Below are 20,288 nucleotides of genomic sequence, written 5' to 3' on the forward strand. Positions count from 1 at the left end.
TGCCTAAGATGGCCGTGCCGATAACAACAATTCAGGAGGCACCATGGACCTTGCGGCCTATCAGCAGCACCTTCACGCCCTGCAGCAGGCCGCCTGGCCCGAAGGCGCGCCGCGTACCCCGCAGTACCCCCTGGGCCAGCAGCCCCTTACCGAATACCTGCGGGCCTGGGCGCAGTCGCAAGCCAGTGCCGTGGCCCTGGACTTCTATGGCTATCAGTTGAGCTTTGCCGAGCTGGACCGGCTGTCCGACCGGTGCGCCGCCTTGCTCGGCGAGCTGGGAATCGGCCCCGGGGACCGGGTGGCGGTGTACCTGCCCAACTGCCCGCAATTGCATATCGGCTTCTGGGGCATTCTCAAGTGCGGCGCCGTGTACGCGCCGGTCAGCCCCCTGGCGCGCACCCTGGAGCTGGAGTATCAGCTCAAGGACAGCGGCGCCCGGGTTATCCTGTGCTTCGACCAACTGCTGGATGTGGTGCAGGCGGTCAGCGACGCCTGCGAGTTGAGCGCGATCCTGGCCACCAGCCTCAGCGAGTTGTGCCCGGCCACCCCGAGCATTCCCCTGCCGGACCTGCTGCGGGCGCCCAAGCGCCTGGCCCCGGGGGTGATCGACTTTTTCCCCGCCCTGGAGGCCTGTCGCGCCGCCACCCCGGCCCACCGTCCTGCCCTGGGCGATATGGCCGCACTGAACTACACCGGTGGCACCACCGGCATGCCCAAGGGCTGCATTCATAGCCACGGCGACATGCTCTACACCTGCGCCAGCTTCGTGCCGGTGGCCTTGGGCCTGAGGCAGGACAGCGTGCTGCTCAATTTCCTTCCCGAGTTCTGGATCGCCGGGGAAAACGCCGGCCTGCTGTTTCCCATCTACGCCGGCTGCCGCCTGGTGCTGCTGGCGCGCTGGGACGCCCTGGGTTTCATGGCGGCGGTGGCGCACTACCGGGTCAGCCATTGCGGGCTGCTGGTGGACAGCGCCGCCGAAGTGCTGGAGCACCCAAGCGTCGCCGACTACGACCTGAGCTCCCTGAAGGCCACCGGCTGCATCTCCTTCGTCAAGAAGCTCACCCCGGACTATCGCCAGCGCTGGCGCGCGCAAACCGGCTGCACCCTGTTCGAGTTCAGCTTCGGCATGACCGAAACCCACACCTGCGACACTTTTACCGCCGGCCTGCAGACCGACGACTTCGACCTCAAAAGCGCGCCAACCTTCGTCGGCCTGCCGGTGCCGGGCACCGAGTTCAAGGTCTGCGACTTCGACAGCGGCGCCCTGCTGCCCCTGGGCTCCGAGGGCGAGTTGTGCGTGCGCAGCCCTTCCCTGCTGCAGGGTTACTGGCAGCGCCCGGAGGCGTCCGCGGCGGCCCTGCGCGACGGCTGGCTGCACACCGGTGACCTGGGGCAGATCACCGGACAAGGGTTTATCCGCTACCTGGGCCGGCGCAAGGAAATGCTCAAGGTCAATGGCATGAGCGTGTTTCCCAGCGAGCTGGAGGCGCTGTTCGGCCAGCACCCGCAGGTGCTGGCCAGCGCAGTGATCGGCCGCGCCGATGAACGTCGGGGCCAGCAGCCGGTGGCCTTCGTTGTGCTCAAGCCCGATGCGCCCCAGGACCCGCATGCCCTGGCAGCCTGGTGCCAGGAGGTGATGGCCGCCTACAAGGTGCCGCAGATCCGCCTGGTGGCCAGCCTGCCCATGACCGCCACCGGCAAGGTCAAGAAGAACGAGCTGGAACAACAGCTCTGAGCCCTTCCTTTTCAGCATTGCGAGAATTGCCATGTTCCAGAGTCTGTTGATCGCCAATCGCGGCGAGATCGCCATCCGTATTGCCCGGGCCTGCGCCGACCTGGGCGTTCGCAGCGTCGCGGTATTCGCCGAGGACGACGCCGCCAGCCTGCACACGCGCAAGGCCGATCTGGCCCTGCCCCTCAAGGGCCGCGGGGTGGCGGCCTACCTCGACCGCCAGCAACTGATCGCCCTGGCCCTGCAACAGGGCTGCCAGGCGATTCACCCGGGCTACGGCTTTCTCGCGGAAAACCCCGACTTTGCCCGGGGCTGCCTGGAAGCCGGGCTGACCCTGATCGGCCCCGGCCCCGAGGTGCTGCAACTGTTTGGCGACAAGGCCGCGGCCCGTGCCCTGGCCGAAGATTGTGGGGTGCCCTTGCTGGAGGGCATCAACCGAGCAGTCAGCCTGGAACAGGCCGCAGCCTTTCTCGAACGCCATGGCGCGGTGATGCTCAAGGCCCTGGCCGGTGGCGGTGGCCGGGGCATGCGCGCGGTCACCGAGGCCGGGCAACTGCAGCAGGCATTCATCCGTTGCCAGTCCGAAGCCCAGGCGGCCTTCGGCAATGGCGCGCTGTATGTCGAACAACTGCTGCAGCGGGCGCGGCACATCGAGATCCAGGTGCTGGGAGACGGCAGCGGCGCGGTCAGCCACTTGTGGGAGCGCGATTGCAGCCTGCAGCGCCGACACCAGAAGCTGGTGGAAGTCGCCCCCAGCCCGGACCTTGCCCCGCAGTTGCGCCAGCAGTTGATCGACGCCGCCCTGGCCCTGGCCGCGCGAGTGCGTTACCAGGGCATTGGTACCTTCGAATTCCTTCTCGACCAGGAACACCCGGGGCGCTTCTATTTCATGGAGGCCAACCCAAGGATCCAGGTGGAGCACACGGTGACCGAGGCCATCACCGGCGTCGACCTGCTGCACACCCAACTGCGCCTTGGCGCGGGCGCCTCCCTGGCCAGCCTGGGCCTGAGCCGGCCACCAGAGCCCCAAGGCTTTGCCGTGCAGGCGCGGATCAACCTGGAACAGCCCCTGGCCGATGGCGGCATGGGGCCGGTGGCCGGCACCCTCAGTGCCTATGAAGCCCCCAGCGGGCCCGGGCTGCGGGTTGACGGCTACGGCTATGCCGGTTACCCGGTGAACCCCGGCTATGACTCGCTGCTGGCCAAGCTGATCGCCCAGGGTACGGATTTTCCCGCGGCCCTGGGCCGGGCCTATCGTGGGCTTTGCGAGTTTCGCCTGGAGGGCGTGCCGAGCAACCTGGGGCTGTTGTTGAACCTGTTGCGCCAGCCGGCGGTGCTGGACTATCAGGTGGACACCAGGTTCGTCGAAGCCCATTGGGCCCAGTTGCTGCAAGATTGCGCCGGGCAACACCGGCCGATGTTCTTTGCCCGGCAGGCCGCCACTGCGCAGAGCACTCGCAGCGAAGTCCAGGCGCCCCCGGGCACGGCGGCGCTGAACGCCCCGAGCACCGGGGTGCTGGTGAGCCTGGAAGTGGCCGTGGGTGATGAGTTACGGATTGGCCAGCGGGTTGCGGTGCTGGAAGCGATGAAGATGGAGTTCGAGGTCAAGGCGCAGAGCAGCGGTATCGTCCGGGCCTTGGCCGTCCAGGTTGGCGAGGCACTGGGCGAAGGCCAGCCCCTGCTGTTTCTGGAGCCGGCGGAGTTTGCCGACCAGGGCCAGCGCAGCGAAGAGCAACTGGACCTGGCACTGATTCGCGCCGACCTGGCCGAAGTCCGCGAACGCCATGCCTTGCTGGAGGATGCCCAGCGTCCGGAGGCGGTGGCCAAGCGTCGCCGCAACGGCCAGCGCACCGCCCGGGAGAACCTCGAGCACCTGCTGGACCCGGGCAGTTTCATGGAGTACGGCGCCATGGCCCTGGCCGCCCAAAGGCGTCGGCGCAGCGTCGAGGAGTTGCAGGCCCTGAGCCCGGCGGATGGGCTGGTGGGAGGCATAGGTACGGTGAATGCCGGGCTGTTCGACGGCCAGGACGCCCGTTGCCTGGCCCTGGCCTACGACTACACGGTGTTCGCCGGCACCCAGGGGGTGATGAACCACAAGAAGACCGACCGCCTGCTGAGCCTGGCCCAGGAGTGGCGGCTGCCGGTGGTGCTGTTTGCCGAAGGCGGCGGTGGCCGGCCCGGCGACAGCGACTTTGTCGGGGTCGCCGGCCTGGATTGCCATACCTTCGCCGCCATGGCCCGGCTGTCCGGCTGGGTGCCCACGGTGGGCATCGCCTCGGGGCGCTGCTTCGCCGGCAATGCCGCCCTGCTCGGCTGCTGCAACCTGATCATCGCCACCCGGAACGCCAGCATCGGCATGGCCGGCCCGGCGATGATCGAAGGCGGCGGCCTGGGCAGCTTCACCCCGGAACAGGTGGGCCCGGTGTCGGTACAAGGCCCCAACGGAGTGATCGACGTGCTGGTGGCCGACGAAGCCGAGGCCGTGCAGGTGGCCAAGCAGTACCTGAGCTATTTCCAGGGGCCGCTCAAGGACTGGCACTGCGCCGACCAGCGTGAACTGCGGCATTTGATTCCGGAAAACCGCCTGCGGGTCTACGACATCCGCCGGGTCATCGAGACCCTGGCCGACCGCGACAGCGTGCTGGAGTTGCGCCGGCAATTCGCCCCGGGGCTGATTACCGCGCTGATCCGCGTCGAAGGCCGGGCCTTTGGCCTGCTGGCCAACAATCCGGCGGTGCTGGGCGGCGCCATCGACGCCGCGGCCGGGGACAAGGCCGCACGTTTCATGCGCCTGTGCGAAGCCTTCGGCCTGCCGCTGGTGTCCCTGTGCGACACCCCGGGGTTCATGGTAGGGCCGGAATCGGAGCAGCAGGCCACGGTGCGCCATGTGTCACGGATGTTTGTCAGTGCCGCCAGCCTCACGGTGCCGTTCTTCACCCTGGTGCTGCGCAAGGGCTATGGCCTGGGCGCGCAGGCCATGGCGGCGGGCAGTTTTCACAGCCCGTTGTTCACCGTCGCCTGGCCCAGCGCCGAGTTCGGCGCCATGGGCCTGGAAGGTGCGGTGCGCCTGGGCTTCTCCAAGGAACTGGCGGCCCAGCCCGACCCGCAGTCGCAACAGGCGCTGTTCGACAAACTGGTGGCCAAGGCCTACGCCCGGGGCAAGGCGCTGAACATGGCCAGCTACCTGGAGATCGACGCGGTGATCGACCCCCTGGAAAGCCGAGCGTGGCTGCTGCGTGGCCTGCAGGCCGCACCGCGCCCGGTGCCCTGGGCCGAGCGCGCCCAGGGTTTTGTCGATACCTGGTAGCCCTGCCCCTCCATCGTAGGAGCGGGCCGCAGCTCAGGCGTTGGCATCCCAGGCGACAGGGGCTTGTTCGAGGAACTGGCGCAGTTCGGCCAGCAGGGTGCTGCTGGCGTGGCTGCTGGGCCGGCTGGCGACAAACCTCAGGGCCGGCATGATTTCCTGCACGCCGTCGTAGTGCCATTGCCCCGGGGTGCGTTCGGCTTCCTGCAGGGCCCGGGCGAAGATCGCCAGGTCGCGCCGGGGCCGGGCAATGCCGCTGATGCGCTCGACCCAGCTCTCGTAGCGCTGGCGAATCTCCACCCGCCCCTGACGGACCATGGCCAGCACCCCGCAACGGCTGCGGTTGTGCACCGCCACCGGCGACAGGCCGCAATATTCGCCCAAACCGTCCCAGCCCTGCTCGGGCAGGACAAACACCGCCAGATCAATGCCCGGGTACTCCTCGATCACCGTGCCCGGATCGGCCAGCAGCGCCTCGCTGCGTTGCAGCGCGAGCATGGCCGGAGCATACAGGGGCGCATAGCGCCGGGTGTTGTCGAGTACATCGGCCATCTGCGGCAGCAGCGCGGCGAAGCGTGTCAGCAATTGCCGGTCGTTGCTGGCCTGTGGGTCGACGCGCACCCGGGCCGCCAGGGCATGCAGGGCAAAGGCGCAGTGCAGGGCCTGGGCCGAAGTGCCCCGGGAGAAATCACCGAGGCGGGCAATATCGATCAGCAACTGGCGGTGCCCCAGGGCATGCTCCGGCGCCAGGAAGGCATACACCGAGGCCAGCCCGTCGAGGTCGAAATGATCGCTGGTGATCACCTGCGCCCGGTCCACCGTCAACCCCTGCTGGAGAAAGCCCAGGGCACTGGTGGTGGAGAGATTGGCCTTGTGCTCGACAGGCGTCTTGTTCGCCGGCCAATGGGACAGGGTCAGCAGGGTCGCCGGGGTATCGATGGAATCCAGGGAAATGTTCTCGCGGTGTGTGCTCTGGCCCAGGGGCAGGAAGCCATAGCGGCTTTGCCGGCCCAGGCGCAGGGCTGGCAAATCCAGCTCCAGGGGCGGGGCCGGCGTTGCCACCGGCCCTGGGGGCGCCGCCGGTGCAGACGCGGTTGCACGGGTCAATTCGCCCTGCCCGCCCAGGCGATAGCCGAGCTGGCAGATATTCTCCCGGCGCAGGTCCCAGGGGTTGCCGTTGCGCACCGCGCAGCCGGGCCCGCCGACAACGCTGAGCAAGTCAGTAAAGCGGTTGTCGGCAATGCCGATCACCCTTCCCCCCAGCTGCCTGAGCTGCAGGTGGTGCAAGTGCGGGGCCAGCCCCGGATCGAGGATCAAGGCCGGTTGCGGCGCATCAGTGGCAAGGCTGTTCATCGTGGTTTCCTTACAGGTCAATGACGCCAGGCGCACGCCCGACAGGGTTCAGGCTTGGGCCAGGTGCGGTGAACCGTTGCGCCGTACCTGGCGCACCGAGACAAACAGCAGCGCCGACAGCCCGGCGTACAGGCCGAACAGCCAGGCCGCAGCCTGGGCCGCGCCAGCAGTCCCGCCCGTGGAGGTCAGGCCTGCCAGGTTGACGATCATTCCCGCCAGCGCCGCCCCCAGGGCAGTGGCCACCAGTTGCACCGTGGTAATCGAGGCGCCGGCCAGTTCCTTCTGATCCTGCGGGGCCTGTTCCAGAACCCGGGACAGCAGGTGCGGCCAGGCCAGGCCGATACCGACGCCCACCAGCAGCATGGCCAGGCACACCGCCCCCAGGCTCAGGGCCGGGGTGGCGGTGGCAGGCATGAACAGGCAGGCCAGGAGCAGCCCGGCCACCACCAGGAACGGTCCGATGGCAATCGCCCGGGCCGCGCCCCGCGGGCCAAGGCCTGAGCTGAAGATCGCCCCCAGGGTCCAGCCGGCGGCCATCAGTGCGGCGATATAACCTGCCAGCAACGGCGTCTGCTGATGCAGCACCTGCAGAAACAACGGTACGAAGACCTCGCTGGTCATGCCCACCACCAGCAGGGCCATGGAAATGTACAGCGCCAGCAAGGCACTCCCGGCCTTCAGGCTATTGCGCGGCAACAAGCGCGCGCCGTCGCGGTTCTCCAGAGCGAATACCGGCACCAGCAGAACCAGCCCGGCTCCCAGCCCCAGGGCGTTGTACAGCGGCGATGGGGTGATGCTGCCGATGGAAATGGCCAGTACCACGGCGGTCAGCAACAGCAGTTGCAGGGCGGGAATCGGGCTACGGGGCGCGCTTTCCCGACTCTTGCCCGGCAACAGTGCAACGGCCAGCAGCATGAACAGCAAGGTGCAGGGCAGCAGCACCCAGAACGCCGCGCGCCAGGCCCCATGTTCGGCGAAAATTCCGCCGACCGCCGGGCCGATCAGGGTCGCTGCGCCCCACATGGCGGAAATCAACGCCATCGCCCGGGGCCACAGCGGCTCGTCGAACACCAGGCGGATCATGGCGTAGGGCAACGCGAACAGCAGGCCGCCCCCCAGCCCCTGGACGCTGCGCCCGAGGATCAGCCCGCCCATGTCCGCCGCCAGGGCGCACAGGCTGCAACCGAGCATGAACACCAGGCCCGCCAGGCCGTACGCGGCTTTGGGCCCCAGGAGCGCCAGGGCCCGGGTGGAGAGCACCGAGCCGATGATCGAGGCCACCACGAACAAGGTGGTGTTCCAGGCGTAGTAGTCCAGGCCGCCAATGTCCTTGACCACCGAGGGCAACAGGGTGGTTACCAGGTAGACGTTGATTGCATGCAGGGCCACGCCACCAGCCAGGGCCGCAGAACGCAGCCCGTTCTTGCCCAGTAACAGTGCCGACCATCCGCTTGTCGATGCCATGCCGTTCTCCATGTGTGTTGTTCGCTGTTGGGCGAATGTAATACACAAGCAAGTACTTTGATAATTGTTTTTTCCAGCCGTTCCGGCAATTCCCCCCAGCAGCAGGCAATGGATCGACAAGCTGCGAGCCCCTGCGCCCGAGCCTGTTATGCTTGCGTGGTTGCCGGCGTCATGGACGCTCCTGATACCCCACCTGTGCATTGGTTAATGGCCCAGATGTCTTTGATTTCCCCCTCCACCGAGAAGAAAAGCCCCGGGGCTACCGCCGAGCGGATCCTGTTTCTGCTGAAAACCCGCGGCCCGTTGAAAACCGCCGATCTGGCGCCGCTGCTCAAGGTGTCCCAGGAAGCCGCGCGCCAGCAATTGCAGAAGCTGGTGGACAGCGAACTGATCGTCGGCCAACTGATGCCGGCCCAGGGCGCCGGGCGGCCCTCACAGAAATGGGTGCTCACCGAGCTGGCCCAGGCGCGCTTTCCCGACACCCACGCCAACCTGACCCTGCAGTTGATCGATTCGATCCGCGCGGTGTATGGCGCCGACGGCGTGGAGCGCATCGTCAGCGATATGGAGCGGGCCAACAGCGCCGAGTACCTCAGCGTCTGCGCGCCGTTGCCGACCCTGGAGCAGCGGGTCCGGGCCCTGGCGCAGATCCGTGAAGTGGCCGGCTACATGGCCAGTGTCGAAGCCGACGGCGATGCCTGGCTGCTGATCGAGAGCCATTGCCCGATCTGCGTCGCGGCCCAGCAGTGCCAGGGCTTCTGCCGTTCCGAGTTGCAATTGTTCCAGGCCGCCATCGGCGAGTTGGGCCAGGTACAGCGCGTGGAACACCTGATTACCGGCGATCGACGCTGCGTCTATCGCATCCGTGCCACCCCAGTGAGTTGATGCCCGTGCCCCTGCCAGTCCTGTCCCGCCTGCTCAAACAGGGCGCGCTGATCCTCGGCGTCGCCACCCTGACCCTGCTGGCCTGGCGGGCTTACGACAGCGAGCGCGGCCCGGCGCTGCAGCCCTGGCACCTGAAGGTGCCCCATGAACTGAGCGTGGAGCAGTTGGACCACGCCGACTGGGGCGCCTGGCTGCAGGCCGAGGACCGGGTATTCACCGAGGTCCGGCAGCAGGTCAGCGAGCGCCTGGACCCCGGGCAGGTACCGCCCTTCAACCGCTACCGCCAGGACAGCCGGGCCTACCCGCCACGCTTTGCCACGAACTGGAACCGTTCCTACCTGTTGCGCCCGGCGGGTACGCCCCGGGGCGTGGTGGTGCTGCTGCACGGCCTGACCGATTCGCCCTACAGCCTGCGGCATATCGCCCAGCGCTACGTCGAGCACGGCTACCTGGCCATCGGCTTGCGCCTGCCCGGCCATGGCACGGTGCCGGCGGGGCTGACCGATGCCCAGTGGCAGGACTGGCTGGCCGCCACCCGCCTGGCCCTGCGTACCGCCCGGGCCGAAGTGCCGGCGCCGGCTCCGCTGCACCTGGTGGGCTACTCCAACGGCGCCGCACTGGCGGTCAAGTACACCCTGGATGCCTTGAGCGACCCGCAGTTGCCCCAGGCCCAGCGCCTGGTACTGATTTCCCCGATGATCGGCGTCGCCTCGTCCGCCCGTTTTGCCGGGCTGGCCGCCTTGCCTGCGGTGTTCCCGGCCTTCAGCAAGGCGGCATGGCTCAACCTGCGGCCCGAATACAACCCGTTCAAGTACAACTCGTTTCCAGCCAATGCCGCGCGCCAGTCCTGGCTGCTGACCGACACCCTGCAAAAGCAGCTGCTGGCCCTGGTGGGCGATCCACGACTGGCCCGGTTGCCACCTATCCTCAGCTTCCAGTCGTTGACCGATGCCACCGTCAGCACCCCGGCCCTGGTCAGTGGGCTGTACCGGCAACTGCCGGCCAACGGCAGTGAACTGGTGATCTTCGACCTCAACCGCGAGCGCGATTTCGAAGGGCTGCTGGACCCGGCCAGCGTCACCTCCCTGGCCAGCCTGCTACCGCCCGCGCCACGCAACTACACCACCCGCATCCTCAGCAACGAAGGCACGGGCAGCGCGACACTGGAAGAAGTGAGCACCCCCGCCCTGAGCCCGGACAGCAGCCGGCGGCCCCTTGGCTTGGCCTACCCGCCGGGGGTGTTTTCCCTGTCCCATGTGGCATTGCCCTTCCCCATCGATGACGGCCTGTACGGCACCCAGCCCAGCCCCGATGAGGATTTTGGCGTGCACCTGGGCACCATTGCCGCCCGTGGCGAACGGGGTGTGCTGGTGGTGCCCATGGATGAGCTGATGCGCCTGAGCGCGAACCCGTTCTACCCCTACCTGATCCAGCGCATCGAGGCGCAGATAGATAAAGCAACAGTTCATTGATTGATCCCGTGAATACCCGAGTGGTAGTTTCGCCGCCCCCTACCCTCCTTGATTTCCGAGGGGGCGCAACTGCCGCCATGGCAGGGAAAGACCATGATCTCCATGCTTCAATCTCCGGCCCTGCGCCTGCCAACGCCCAAGCACCGCACCCTGAAAGCCGCCGCTGCGGCCCTGCTGTTGCTGGGCGCGGCCGCCAGCGCCCAGGCCGACCAGCAACAGGACTTCTGGTACGTACAGACCAGCGTGTACACCAACCACTGGAGCAACGACCCCGACCACAACAACCACCAGGACCTGATCGGCCTGGAGCGCAACTACGCCGACGGTGAACTGTGGGGCGTGAGCACCTTTCGCAACTCCTTCTCCCAGCGTTCCTACTACGCCTACGTCGGCAAGGCCTGGGAAAATGCCGACTGGCCGGTTTACGCCAAGCTCAGTGGCGGCCTGATCCAGGGCTACAAGGGCGACTACAAGGACAAGATCCCGCTGAACCACTTTGGCGTGGCGCCGGTGCTGATCCCGGCCATCGGCACCCATTACGGCCCGGTGGGCGCAGAGCTGGTGGTGCTGGGGGCCGCGGCGGTGATGGTCAACGTCGGCTACCGCCTCTGAGCACCCGGCCCTCGCACAATCGTACAAGACGCCCCTGCACTCCCCTTCCTAGACTCCCCGCTGAATGACCACCGCGCCGCGGTGGCCCGGCGTTGCCATCGTTGCCAGTCCCGGCACACTTGGAAAGGGATCTTCCAATGCACGGTTTTCAACCCTGGAACCCGCAGTTCTATATCAACCCGCTGTACCTGCCGGCTTCCGGCGATGCCCCGCACCAGGTGTTCAACCCGGACACCCGCGAGCCCATCGGGCTCAACCCCAGTTGTACCAAGGACGATGTGCACACCGCGGTGGCGGCGGCCAACGTTGCCCACACCCTGTGGCGCCTGCTGGATACGGATCAGCGTCAGGCGCTGTTGCTGCAACTAGCGGACAGCATGGCCGCCGACAGCGAACTGAACCGGCAGATCATCCGGCAGATGACTCGGGAACTGGCGCTTTGCGTGGCCGAAGCCCGGGCCGAGCTGGATCACTGCGCAGCCGTGTTCCGCTATTACGGGGCACTGGCCGACAGCGATGTCCCGGCCCCGAGCCCGAGCGGTGCAGCGCAGTGCCGGCTACGGTACGAGCCCTATGGCGTCAGCGTGCATATCCTGCCGTTCACCCTGGGCATTGCCCTGCTGGGGCGCACGTTGGCCGCGGCCCTGGCGGCCGGTAACAGTTGCCTGGTCAAGCCGGCGCAGAACGCCAGCCTGTCCACCCTGGCCTTCATGCAGCACTTCGCTGGCCTGCCGGCGGGGCTGGTCTCGTGCATTCCCGGGGACGCCGCCACCGGGCAATGGCTGCTGCAGTCCAGCGGCACCCATGCCGTAGCCTTCACCGGCAGTGTCGGCGCTGCCAGCGCGGTGGCGGTGACCTGCGCCGAACTGCTCAAGCCCTGTGCGATCGAGAGCACCGGCCGCGGCGCGATGATCGTTGCCCAGGACGCCGACGTCGCGCTCGCCGCCGCCTACGGAGCTCGCGCCGCCTTCAGCCGCGGTGGCCAGAGTTGCCTGTCGATCCAGCATTTTTTCGTCGAGGCGCAGGTTCATGACCAGTTCGTCCGGCACTTCATCGAGCACACCCACAACCCGGGCCACGACTCCAGCAGCGCTGTGCGGCCGCTGATCAGCCAGGCCGCACGGCACAAAGTCCGGCGGCTGGTGCGTGACGCCCTGGCCAAGGGCGCCGCACTGCTGGCCGGAGAACAGGCACTCGAAAACCCGCTGCCCGGCAGCCTGCAACCGCCGGTGATCCTCACCGAGATCGACGACGACATGGTCATCACCCAGGAAGAGTGCCTGGGCCCGGTGGCGGTCATCCGACGGGTGAGTGACCTTGGCGCAGCCGCGCAACTGGCCAACGATTGCCCGGCAAGCTTTGAGGTGACCCTGTTCAGCAAAGATCCGGCGCACGCGGTGCAGTTGGCCCAACGCTTACTGAGCGCCCGGGTGCGGATCAACCCGCCGCCCGTGCCGAACCACCCCGACAGCGAGCACCACTGGACCCTGTCGCAATTGGCCGGCGACCTGTCTCCCAGGGCCCTGGATGCTTTCCGGCGGCCCAAGCGCCTATTGCTCGGTGCTGCAGCGGCCCCGGCCACGCAGCAGACGCCGGTGCAAGCCTTCGCCGCAGGGCTGCCCGAGTGATGAGCCAGAGGTTGGAAGAGCACGCGGCGACGGTGCTCCTAGGCTTATTGTTGGTCTTCGCAGCCCAGGCCCTCGCGCTGGCTTTTTTCATCCGCCAGGCTCTTGCCGGTGCGGGCCATCACCCGCCGCTGCAAGGCTCGCAGCTCGGCGCCATCAAGGCGCTTGCAGCTGTTGATTTCCCAGGTATCGCCCGTGTTCAGGCTGACCGAGAACAGGCCCCAGTACTCGGTGGCCCCGGCCTTGGGGTCGTTGTAGCCGAGGCTGAAGTCGTAGTACCCGGGATGGGGCGGCTTGCCGTTTTCGTCCTGCAGGTCGCCGTCGATGAACACCCCGGGGCGCTGCAACTGATAGTCCTGGTGCTTGAGGGCCACCCGCAGGACCTGCTCCGCCTGTTCGCGGGTCAGGCCGCTGTCCTTGATCCGCGCCGGCTGCAGGCTATCGGTGGCGCAGGCCACCAGTGTGGTGCAGGCCAGGGACAGGCCAAGCACCCAGGAAGGACTCTTGAGTTTCAGCACGCCATGCGCCCTCTGACCGCGATGATGATGTCCGCCAGGTAGCGGGCGAAGCCATCCCGGCCGCCGGTCTTGGCGTTGCCGGTGTTGTAGCCGCTGCGTACCAGCGCCTGGGCGAATGCCATGGGGTCACGCTGGCCACGTACTGCCGTGCCAAAGCTCGAAGCAAAGGACTGGGCGGACTTCTGGAAGGAGTCGAACTTGGCCACCTTGATGCTGGCGTTGCCCAGGGGCGCCTCGGCGCCGATCTGCAGGGGGGCCGGTGCGTGCATGGAAAAGTAGTTGTTCAGTTCCCGGGCAATGCGCCCGGTGCCGTACTGGCTTTCCTGGGCGGCCAGGCCCAGCAGGTTTTCCACCGGCAGGTCCAGCTGGTCGGCAATCGGCTGGCACACCGCCTTGTACTTGCTGACAAAGGTCACGGCACTGATGTTGTTGCAGAGTCTGGCGCTCACGTTTGTTCCCTCGGTTGACCGGTCAATTCCATTTACTGCGGTTTTCGCCGCGTGATTATAAAGCAACCCGGGGCCCACGCTGTCGAGTGCGTCACAGCCTCAAGGCAGACGCGTGACCGGCTACCGCGAGAACCTCCGGGCATCACGGGAATTCACCATAAATTTGACGATTTTTTCTTGTTTGCCGCTCTACATTGCGCGCAGTTTTCATTTGCAAATGATTCCTATTGTTCGAGCTGCCCGACGGCTCGATTCTTCCGGCTTGATGCATCCAAAAACCACCGCAGGAGCTGCCTTCTCCATGACCCCACGTATCCCCTCACGCTTGAAAGCCGGCCTGCTGGTCGGTGCCTTGCTGACTGCCGGCCATGCCTATGCGGCCGATGCCGACGGCCTGCTGGTGTACAACGCCCAGCACGAAGGCCTGACCAAGGCCTGGGTCGAAGGCTTCACCCGGGACACCGGGATCAAGGTCACCCTGCGTAACGGTGATGACAGCGAAATGGGCAACCAGCTGGTGCAGGAAGGCCAGGCTTCGCCGGCGGACGTGTTCCTCACCGAGAACTCACCGGCCATGGCCCTGGTGGACAACGCCGGGCTGTTCGCCAAAGTGGCTCCGACCACCCTGGAGCAAGTGGCCGCTGCCTATCGTCCAACCCACGGCAACTGGGTGGGCATCGCCGCGCGCTCCACGGTGTTCGTCTACAACCCGGCCAAGCTGCAGCAGGCCGACCTGCCCAAGTCCCTGCTGGACCTGGCGAACCCAGCCTGGAAAGGCCGCTGGGCCGCATCCCCTGCCGGAGCCGACTTCCAGGCCATTGTCAGCGCGGTGCTGGAACTCAAGGGCGAAGCCGCCACCCTGGAATGGCTCAAGGGGATGAAGAGCAATGCCAGCCTCTACCGGGGCAACAGCGCGGTGCTCAAGGCGGTCAACGCCGGTCAGGTGGACAGTGGTGTGATCTATCACTACTACAGCTTCGTCGACCAGGCCAAGACGGGGGAAAACAGCAAGAACACCGCCCTGCACTACTTCAAGCACCAGGATCCAGGGGCGTTTGTCAGCCTTTCCGGCGGTGCGGTTCTGGCTTCCAGCAAGCACCAGGAGCAGGCCCAGGCTTTCCTCAAGTGGATCACCAGCGCCAAGGGCCAGGCAGTGCTCGGCAGCGGCAAGTCGTTCGAATACGCGGTGGGCCTGGGCGCGCAGTCCAATCCCAAGCTGGTGCCCCTGGCCGAGCTGGACGCGCCCAAGGTTGACGCCGCCAGGCTCAACAGCAAGAAAGCCGTGGACCTGATGACCCAGGCCGGCCTCCTGTAAACCCATGGCCGACGACCTCTCACGCTTGCCCGCCGGGGATACGACCCGGGTCGCTGCCGCGACCCACACTGGCTATCGCCGCCACGGGCCGGGACGGCGGGCCGCTCCCTGGCTGTTGGGCGCGGCGCTGCTGGTGTCGCTGTGGGCGCTGCTGCCCCTGGGATTTGTCGTCGGCATCTCGATCCAGACCGGTTGGGCGACCATCGCCGAGCTGGTGCTGCGCCCGCGAGTCGCGCAGCTGCTGGGCAATACCCTGTTGCTGCTGGTGCTGACCCTGCCGCTGTGCGTGCTGCTGGGGATTGCGCTGGCCTGGCTGACCGAACGCAGCGACCTGCCCGGGCGGCGCATCTGGTCGCTGCTGGCCGTGGCGCCCCTGGCCGTGCCGGCGTTCGTCCACAGCTATGCCTGGGTCAGCCTGGCGCCCGCGCTGCACGGCTTGCCAGCGGCGGTGCTGGTGTCGGTGATTGCTTACTTCCCCTTTGTCTACCTGCCGGCGGCGGCCACCCTGCGCCGGCTGGATCCGGCCCTGGAAGACGTGGCCGAGGCCCTGGGGCTCGAACCCTGGGCCCTGTTCCTGCGGGTGGTACTGCCACAGTTGCGCCTGGCCGTGGGCGGCGGCGCATTACTGGTAGGCCTGCATTTGCTGGCCGAGTACGGCCTGTACGCAATGATCCGCTTCGACACCTTTACCACCGCCATCTACGACCAGTTCCAATCCACCTACAACGGCCCGGCGGCGAACATGCTGGCGGGCATCCTGGTGCTGTGCTGCCTGGTGCTGCTGGGGGTGGAGTCCGCCAGCCGTGGCCAGGCGCGCTATGCCCGGGTCGGCTCGGGCAGCCCGCGGCCCCAGCGCATGCAGGCCTTGCGCGGCGTGGCCCGGGCCGCCGGGCTGTTGCTGGCGGCGCTGACCAGTGCTCTGGCCCTGGGCGTGCCCCTGCTGACCCTGGGCAACTGGCTGCTGGCCGGCGGCCTTGAGGTCTGGCAGGTGCCGGAGCTGCTGCCCAGCCTGCGCCAGACCCTGATGCTGGCCAGCCTGGGGGCGCTGTTGACCACCTGTGCGGCGATCCCCGTGGCCTGGCTGTCGATCCGTGCCCCGGGGCGCCTGCTGCGGCTACTGGAAAGCTGCAACTACCTCACCAGTTCCCTGCCCGGCATCGTGGTGGCCCTGGCCCTGGTGACGGTCACGGTGAAATTCGCCAGGCCGATCTACCAGACCAGCTTCACCGTGCTCCTGGCCTACCTGCTGATGTTCCTGCCCCGGGCCCTGGTCAGCCTGCGGGCGGGTATCGCCCAGGCACCGGTGGAGCTGGAAAACATCGCCCGCAGCCTGGGCCGCTCGCCGCTCCAGGCGCTGTGGCGGGTCACCCTGCGCCTGGCGGCACCGGGAGCGGCAGCCGGCGCGGCGCTGGTATTCCTGGCCATCAGCAATGAACTGACCGCGACCCTGCTGCTGGCGCCCAACGGCACCCGCACCCTAGCCACCGGCTTCTGGGCCAGGACCAGCGAGATCGACTACGTCGCCGCGGCGCCCTATGCCCTGATCATGATCCTGCTGTCCCTGCCGTTGACCGGCCTCCTCTACCATCAATCCAGACGTACGGCGGGCCGATGAACGCTCTCGAACTCCACGCAGTGCACAAATCCTTCGGCGGCGTGCCGGCGGTGCAGGACATCAGCCTCAGCATGCCCGCCGGCAGCCGCACGGCTATCGTCGGCCCTTCGGGCTCGGGCAAGACCACCTTGCTGCGAATGATCGCCGGCTTCGAGTTTCCCGATCGCGGGCGCATCAGCCTCAATGGCCAGGTGCTGGCGGACGCTCAGGGCGCGGTGCCGGCCCATCAGCGCCTGATCGGCTATGTACCCCAGGATGGCGCGCTGTTTCCGCACCTCAACGTGGCGGCCAATATCGGCTTCGGCCTGACGGGCAAGAACCCGCAGAGGCAGCAGCGCATTGCCGAGCTGCTGGACATGGTGGCTCTGGATAGCAGCCTGGCCGCCCGTTGGCCCCACGAGCTTTCCGGCGGCCAGCAGCAGCGGGTTGCCCTGGCCCGGGCCCTGGCGCAGCGCCCGCGGCTGATGCTCCTGGACGAACCCTTTTCCGCCCTCGATACCGGCCTGCGGGCCTCGATGCGCAAGGCCGTGGCACGGCTCCTGGCTGAGGCCGGGGTGACCACCATTCTGGTCACCCATGACCAGGCCGAGGCCTTGTCCTTTGCCGACCAGTTGGCGGTGATGCGCCAGGGCCGGCTGGTGCAGGCCGGTGCGCCGCTGGAGCTGTACCAGCACCCGCGGGATGCCCAGACTGCGCTGTTTCTCGGCGAGGCGGTGCTGCTGCCGGCGCAGCTGGACCAGGGGCTGGCCCAATGTGACCTGGGGCAGGTGCCGATCCGCGAGCGCTCGCTCAAGGGCCCGGCGCGGATCATGCTGCGCCCCGAGCAACTGCAGGTGCTGGCGGACGACGGCGATGGCGCCGGCAGTTGCCCGGGAGTGGTCAGGGACTGCGACTTTGCCGGCAACACCTGCACCCTGAGCATCGGCGTGGCCGGTGCCGGGGGCCATGAACAACTGGTGCCGGTCCGCAGTTCCGGCCTGCATGCGCTACCGGTCGGCAGCCGGGTGCGCATCCGCACCCTGGGGCATGCCCATGTGCTGGGGGCGGCCCCCGGTGCTTGAGTGAAGGATGCTGCCCTTGATCATGGTCATGCGCGGCAATCGCTCCGATACTTCAGCCATGCCGCTGTACACCGTGGCTACCGGCTCCACCTTGAACAAGGAATGAACCATGACTGATTCTGCCAGCCAAGCAGAGGAATACCTGATGATGCAGGCCGCGCACTGGTGCATGCGCCTGCGCGAGGCCGATTGCAGCCTGGCCGAGCGCCGGGCATTCGAGGACTGGCTGCAGAGCGACCCGAGCCATGCCTTCGAGTACGCGAAGATGCTGGAAGCCTGGGACCTCACCGGGCAGTTGTCGCCCACCCTGCCCTCGCTCTGACCCTGCCACGGCCTACAGATCGAAGCGGTCGATGGCCCGGCGCCGTTCGTTGTCATCGCGCAGGTCATAGCTGGCCGTGGTCTGGATGTTGCTGTGGTGAGCCAGTTTCTGCGCCAGCGACAGGTCGTGTTCCTCGATCACCCGGGTGATGAACGAGCGCCGGAAATCATGGGGCATGATCCGCACGCCCACCTGGGCACCGCGTTGCCGGGCAATGTAGTAGATAGCGTGCTTGGTGATGCGCTCGCGAGTGATGTGCCCGCCCCGGCGGATGCGGTTGAACAGGAACGGGTCGTCTACCAGGCCCGCGGGCAGATGCCGGCGGCGCAGCTCCAGCCAGGCCTGCAGCTTGTCGAAAGCCCAGGTGGGTGCGTACTTGATCAACTGACGATTGCCCTTGGCCAGCACCTGCAGGCTGCGCTCGCTGAAATCCACCTGGGCCAGGTCCAGGTTGACCGACTCGGACTTGCGCATGCCCGAGCCATAGAGCAGCGCAATCAGCGCTGCATCGCGCACGCCCTGGGGGCGCGGGTCGGAAGCGCACACGGCCATCAGTTCATGGATCAGGCCGCGCTTGAGGTTGCGTCCGCGGGCCAGGCGCGTGCCGCTGATGGCCTTGACCGAACGCATCTTCAGCAGGTGGTCCTGGCTGATCAGGCTGGCCCGCCACGCCTCGTTCATCACCCCGCGCAGGGCATTGACGTACAGCGATGAGGTATTGGGCGCATAGCCGTCTTCGCGCAAGGTGGCCACCAGGGCCGTGACATGCTCGGGTTGCAGCAGGTGCCAGGGGATTTCCTCCAGGTTCTGCTCGGCGTAGCCCAGGCGGTCGGCGGCGTCCTGCAGCACATAACGCAGGGTCGACTGGCTGGAGGGGGCCAGGCGCTTCAGGTACAGGCTCAAGGGGTTGGGCGCGTCAAGGCCGGCGGCGCGGTCAAGGCCCGGCGGGTTCATGGATGCTCCGCTGGGCAAGGTTGTACCGGGTAGCACCTTGGCGAGGTGAAAAAAACACTCCCGCAGGCCCCTTCAATACCCATTGAAAACTGGTTACAAAAGCCGCCAGGCCTGCGCACTTCGATAACTTTGGAAACAAACTGAACACTAGCTGTCTGGCTCGCAGAAAAACGGACTTTTACCTTATTTTTCATATTCGTTTCACAATTTTCGGCTTAATCTCAGCCCCCGACAGACAACCATCCGAGTGCAGTTTGTTCTCAGGTTGTAAAGATAACACCTTGATCCACCTTTACTTTTCACAAACCCAGTCTTTACTGATTCGCTGCATGGAATGCCCTGTTGGCTCAATAACTGGATGCGCCTTGATGACTGCAAGACCTCCCCGCTTTCCATGAACTGTCCGTTCACCCGCAGCAACCCGTATTCCAGTAATTCGCATTGTGTAAACCCGAGGTAACCATGAACCAGGCTTTCCTTCCTTTCTCGCGCCCGAGTATTGGCGAAGAAGAGATTGCTGCAGTGGAGCAGGTTCTGCGCTCCGGCTGGATCACCACCGGCCCGAAAAACCAGGAACTGGAACAGCAGTTCGCCGAACGCGTCGGCGCCCGCCACGCCGTGGCACTGTCCTCCGCCACCGGCGCCATGCACATCACCCTGCTGGCCCTGGGCATCGGCCCCGGGGATGAAGTGATCACCCCGTCGCAGACCTGGGTCTCCACCGCCAACATGATCTGCCTGCTGGGTGCCACCCCGGTGTTCGTCGATGTCGACCCCGACACCCTGATGAGCGACGCCGCCACCATCGAAGCCGCCATCACCCCGCTGACCAAGGCGATCATCCCGGTGCACTACGCCGGCGCAGCCTTCGACCTCGACCCGCTCTATGCCCTGGCCGACAAGCACGGCATCGCGGTGATCGAAGACGCCGCCCACGCCGCCGGTACCACCTACCGCGGCCGCGCCATCGGCGCCCGGGGCACGGCGATCTTTTCCTTCCACGCGATCAAGAACATGACGTGCGCCGAAGGCGCGATGTTCGTCAGCGATGACGAAGCCCTGGCCAACCGCGTGCGCATGCTCAAGTTCCACGGCCTGGGAGTGGACGCCTACGACCGCCTGACCCATGGCCGCAAGCCACAGGCCCAGGTCATCGAGCCCGGCTTCAAGTACAACCTGGCGGACATGAACGCGGCCATTGCCCTGGTGCAACTGCAACGCCTGGACGAGATCAACGCCAAGCGTGAAGTTCTGGCCAAGGCCTACCTGCAGCGCCTGGAAGGCTTGCCGGTACAGCCCCTGCTCCTGCCCCAGTACCCGCAGCAGCATGCCTGGCACCTGTTCATCCTGCGCATCGACGCCGAACGCTGCGGCCTGGACCGCGAAGCCTTCATGAAAGGCCTGCAGGAACAGAACATCGGCACCGGTATCCACTTCATTGCGACGCACCTGCATACCTATTACCGACAGCGCTTCCCTGAAGTGCAGCTGCCCCATACCGAATGGAATTCGGCGCGGCTATGCTCGATTCCACTGTTTCCGGACATGACCCTCGACGATGTCGAGCGGGTGACCGGTGCCATTGCAAACCTTTTGGACTGAAGCCT

Annotated in this window: 16 protein-coding genes; 11 read left to right on the forward strand and 5 right to left on the reverse strand. The window is 66.7% G+C overall.

Going from position 1 to position 20,288, the window contains the following annotated elements; genetic code table 11:
• Window positions 1-43: 43 nt before the first annotated feature.
• Both AC1RGE_RS05400 and AC1RGE_RS05405 read left to right on the forward strand, forming a co-directional pair.
• Window positions 44-1,735, forward strand: coding sequence for an AMP-binding protein (locus AC1RGE_RS05400; protein WP_015635627.1), 1,692 nt, complete (start codon window positions 44-46; stop codon window positions 1,733-1,735).
• 31 nt (window positions 1,736-1,766) lie between these two features.
• Window positions 1,767-5,039, forward strand: coding sequence for an acetyl-CoA carboxylase family protein (locus AC1RGE_RS05405; protein WP_492583625.1), 3,273 nt, complete (start codon window positions 1,767-1,769; stop codon window positions 5,037-5,039).
• A 33-nt stretch (window positions 5,040-5,072) separates the two neighbouring features.
• Here the strand turns inward: AC1RGE_RS05405 and AC1RGE_RS05410 are convergent, their stop codons facing one another.
• Window positions 5,073-6,389: a DUF6687 family protein gene (locus tag AC1RGE_RS05410; RefSeq protein ID WP_370059144.1), complete on the reverse strand. Its 1,317-nt coding sequence runs from the start codon at window positions 6,387-6,389 to the stop codon at window positions 5,073-5,075.
• A gap of 48 nt (window positions 6,390-6,437) precedes the next feature.
• A complete protein-coding gene (locus AC1RGE_RS05415) occupies window positions 6,438-7,853 on the reverse strand; it encodes an MFS transporter (RefSeq protein ID WP_011061319.1) in 1,416 nt (471 codons plus the stop codon).
• 108 nt (window positions 7,854-7,961) lie between these two features.
• Here AC1RGE_RS05415 and AC1RGE_RS05420 point away from each other — a divergent pair, with 108 nt between their 5' ends.
• The 4 genes from AC1RGE_RS05420 to AC1RGE_RS05435 all read left to right on the forward strand — a co-directional run bounded on the left by AC1RGE_RS05420 (window position 7,962) and on the right by AC1RGE_RS05435 (window position 12,450).
• Complete coding sequence (locus AC1RGE_RS05420; protein ID WP_492583627.1) at window positions 7,962-8,738, forward strand: helix-turn-helix transcriptional regulator; 777 nt, start codon at window positions 7,962-7,964, stop codon at window positions 8,736-8,738.
• Window positions 8,738-10,210, forward strand: a complete 1,473-nt coding sequence (locus tag AC1RGE_RS05425) for an alpha/beta hydrolase (protein ID WP_492583629.1) — start codon at window positions 8,738-8,740, stop codon at window positions 10,208-10,210. Before AC1RGE_RS05420 ends, AC1RGE_RS05425 begins: the two co-directional genes overlap by 1 nt.
• A 102-nt stretch (window positions 10,211-10,312) precedes the next feature.
• Window positions 10,313-10,822 carry a sn-glycerol-3-phosphate transporter gene (locus AC1RGE_RS05430; protein ID WP_227454061.1) on the forward strand — a complete coding sequence of 170 codons (510 nt, stop codon included), beginning with the start codon at window positions 10,313-10,315 and terminating at the stop codon, window positions 10,820-10,822.
• A 137-nt stretch (window positions 10,823-10,959) separates the two neighbouring features.
• A complete protein-coding gene (locus AC1RGE_RS05435) occupies window positions 10,960-12,450 on the forward strand; it encodes an aldehyde dehydrogenase family protein (protein WP_492583631.1) in 1,491 nt (496 codons plus the stop codon).
• 44 nt (window positions 12,451-12,494) lie between these two features.
• Here AC1RGE_RS05435 and AC1RGE_RS05440 read toward each other — a convergent pair whose 3' ends face one another.
• Window positions 12,495-12,965 (reverse strand): hypothetical protein, encoded by a 471-nt coding sequence (locus tag AC1RGE_RS05440; RefSeq protein WP_011061324.1) that lies wholly within the window; start codon window positions 12,963-12,965, stop codon window positions 12,495-12,497.
• Window positions 12,959-13,414 carry a glucosaminidase domain-containing protein gene (locus tag AC1RGE_RS05445; protein WP_015635634.1) on the reverse strand — a complete coding sequence of 152 codons (456 nt, stop codon included), beginning with the start codon at window positions 13,412-13,414 and terminating at the stop codon, window positions 12,959-12,961. Before AC1RGE_RS05445 ends, AC1RGE_RS05440 begins: the two co-directional genes overlap by 7 nt.
• A 301-nt stretch (window positions 13,415-13,715) precedes the next feature.
• Here AC1RGE_RS05445 and AC1RGE_RS05450 point away from each other — a divergent pair, with 301 nt between their 5' ends.
• From AC1RGE_RS05450 to AC1RGE_RS05465, 4 genes are all read left to right on the forward strand, one after another.
• On the forward strand, window positions 13,716-14,729 hold the full coding sequence (locus tag AC1RGE_RS05450; RefSeq protein WP_015635635.1) for an iron ABC transporter substrate-binding protein: 1,014 nt from the start codon (window positions 13,716-13,718) through the stop codon (window positions 14,727-14,729).
• 4 nt (window positions 14,730-14,733) lie between these two features.
• Entirely contained in the window at window positions 14,734-16,344 is a 1,611-nt protein-coding gene (locus AC1RGE_RS05455) for an ABC transporter permease (protein WP_011061327.1), read from the forward strand.
• Window positions 16,341-17,405: an ABC transporter ATP-binding protein gene (locus AC1RGE_RS05460; protein ID WP_053158558.1), complete on the forward strand. Its 1,065-nt coding sequence runs from the start codon at window positions 16,341-16,343 to the stop codon at window positions 17,403-17,405. Before AC1RGE_RS05455 ends, AC1RGE_RS05460 begins: the two co-directional genes overlap by 4 nt.
• 109 nt (window positions 17,406-17,514) lie before the next feature.
• Window positions 17,515-17,727 (forward strand): FecR/PupR family sigma factor regulator, encoded by a 213-nt coding sequence (locus AC1RGE_RS05465; RefSeq protein ID WP_011061329.1) that lies wholly within the window; start codon window positions 17,515-17,517, stop codon window positions 17,725-17,727.
• A 12-nt stretch (window positions 17,728-17,739) separates the two neighbouring features.
• Here the strand turns inward: AC1RGE_RS05465 and AC1RGE_RS05470 are convergent, their stop codons facing one another.
• Complete coding sequence (locus tag AC1RGE_RS05470) at window positions 17,740-18,681, reverse strand: site-specific integrase (protein WP_401260093.1); 942 nt, start codon at window positions 18,679-18,681, stop codon at window positions 17,740-17,742.
• Window positions 18,682-19,143: 462 nt separating this feature from the next.
• On the opposite strand from AC1RGE_RS05470, the gene arnB reads away from it, so the two are divergent.
• Complete coding sequence (arnB, locus tag AC1RGE_RS05475; protein ID WP_492583633.1) at window positions 19,144-20,283, forward strand: UDP-4-amino-4-deoxy-L-arabinose aminotransferase; 1,140 nt, start codon at window positions 19,144-19,146, stop codon at window positions 20,281-20,283.
• Window positions 20,284-20,288: the final 5 nt, after the last annotated feature.

It is taken from the genome of Pseudomonas sp. GW823-FHT02C05 (assembly GCF_058797595.1).

What these genes read in the sequence shown, in the direction of transcription:
- AC1RGE_RS05460 (WP_053158558.1), top strand. Translation starts at nt 16,341, where the DNA reads ATGAACGCTCTCGAACTCCACGCAGTGCACAAATCCTTCGGCGGCGTG.
- AC1RGE_RS05420 (WP_492583627.1), top strand. Translation starts at nt 7,962, where the DNA reads ATGGATCGACAAGCTGCGAGCCCCTGCGCCCGAGCCTGTTATGCTTGC.
- arnB (WP_492583633.1), top strand. Translation starts at nt 19,144, where the DNA reads ATGAACCAGGCTTTCCTTCCTTTCTCGCGCCCGAGTATTGGCGAAGAA.
- AC1RGE_RS05415 (WP_011061319.1), bottom strand. Translation starts at nt 7,853, where the DNA reads ATGGCATCGACAAGCGGATGGTCGGCACTGTTACTGGGCAAGAACGGG.
- AC1RGE_RS05430 (WP_227454061.1), top strand. Translation starts at nt 10,313, where the DNA reads ATGCTTCAATCTCCGGCCCTGCGCCTGCCAACGCCCAAGCACCGCACC.
- AC1RGE_RS05455 (WP_011061327.1), top strand. Translation starts at nt 14,734, where the DNA reads ATGGCCGACGACCTCTCACGCTTGCCCGCCGGGGATACGACCCGGGTC.
- AC1RGE_RS05405 (WP_492583625.1), top strand. Translation starts at nt 1,767, where the DNA reads ATGTTCCAGAGTCTGTTGATCGCCAATCGCGGCGAGATCGCCATCCGT.
- AC1RGE_RS05435 (WP_492583631.1), top strand. Translation starts at nt 10,960, where the DNA reads ATGCACGGTTTTCAACCCTGGAACCCGCAGTTCTATATCAACCCGCTG.
- AC1RGE_RS05465 (WP_011061329.1), top strand. Translation starts at nt 17,515, where the DNA reads ATGACTGATTCTGCCAGCCAAGCAGAGGAATACCTGATGATGCAGGCC.
- AC1RGE_RS05410 (WP_370059144.1), bottom strand. Translation starts at nt 6,389, where the DNA reads ATGAACAGCCTTGCCACTGATGCGCCGCAACCGGCCTTGATCCTCGAT.
- AC1RGE_RS05425 (WP_492583629.1), top strand. Translation starts at nt 8,738, where the DNA reads ATGCCCGTGCCCCTGCCAGTCCTGTCCCGCCTGCTCAAACAGGGCGCG.
- AC1RGE_RS05450 (WP_015635635.1), top strand. Translation starts at nt 13,716, where the DNA reads ATGACCCCACGTATCCCCTCACGCTTGAAAGCCGGCCTGCTGGTCGGT.
- AC1RGE_RS05400 (WP_015635627.1), top strand. Translation starts at nt 44, where the DNA reads ATGGACCTTGCGGCCTATCAGCAGCACCTTCACGCCCTGCAGCAGGCC.
- AC1RGE_RS05470 (WP_401260093.1), bottom strand. Translation starts at nt 18,681, where the DNA reads ATGAACCCGCCGGGCCTTGACCGCGCCGCCGGCCTTGACGCGCCCAAC.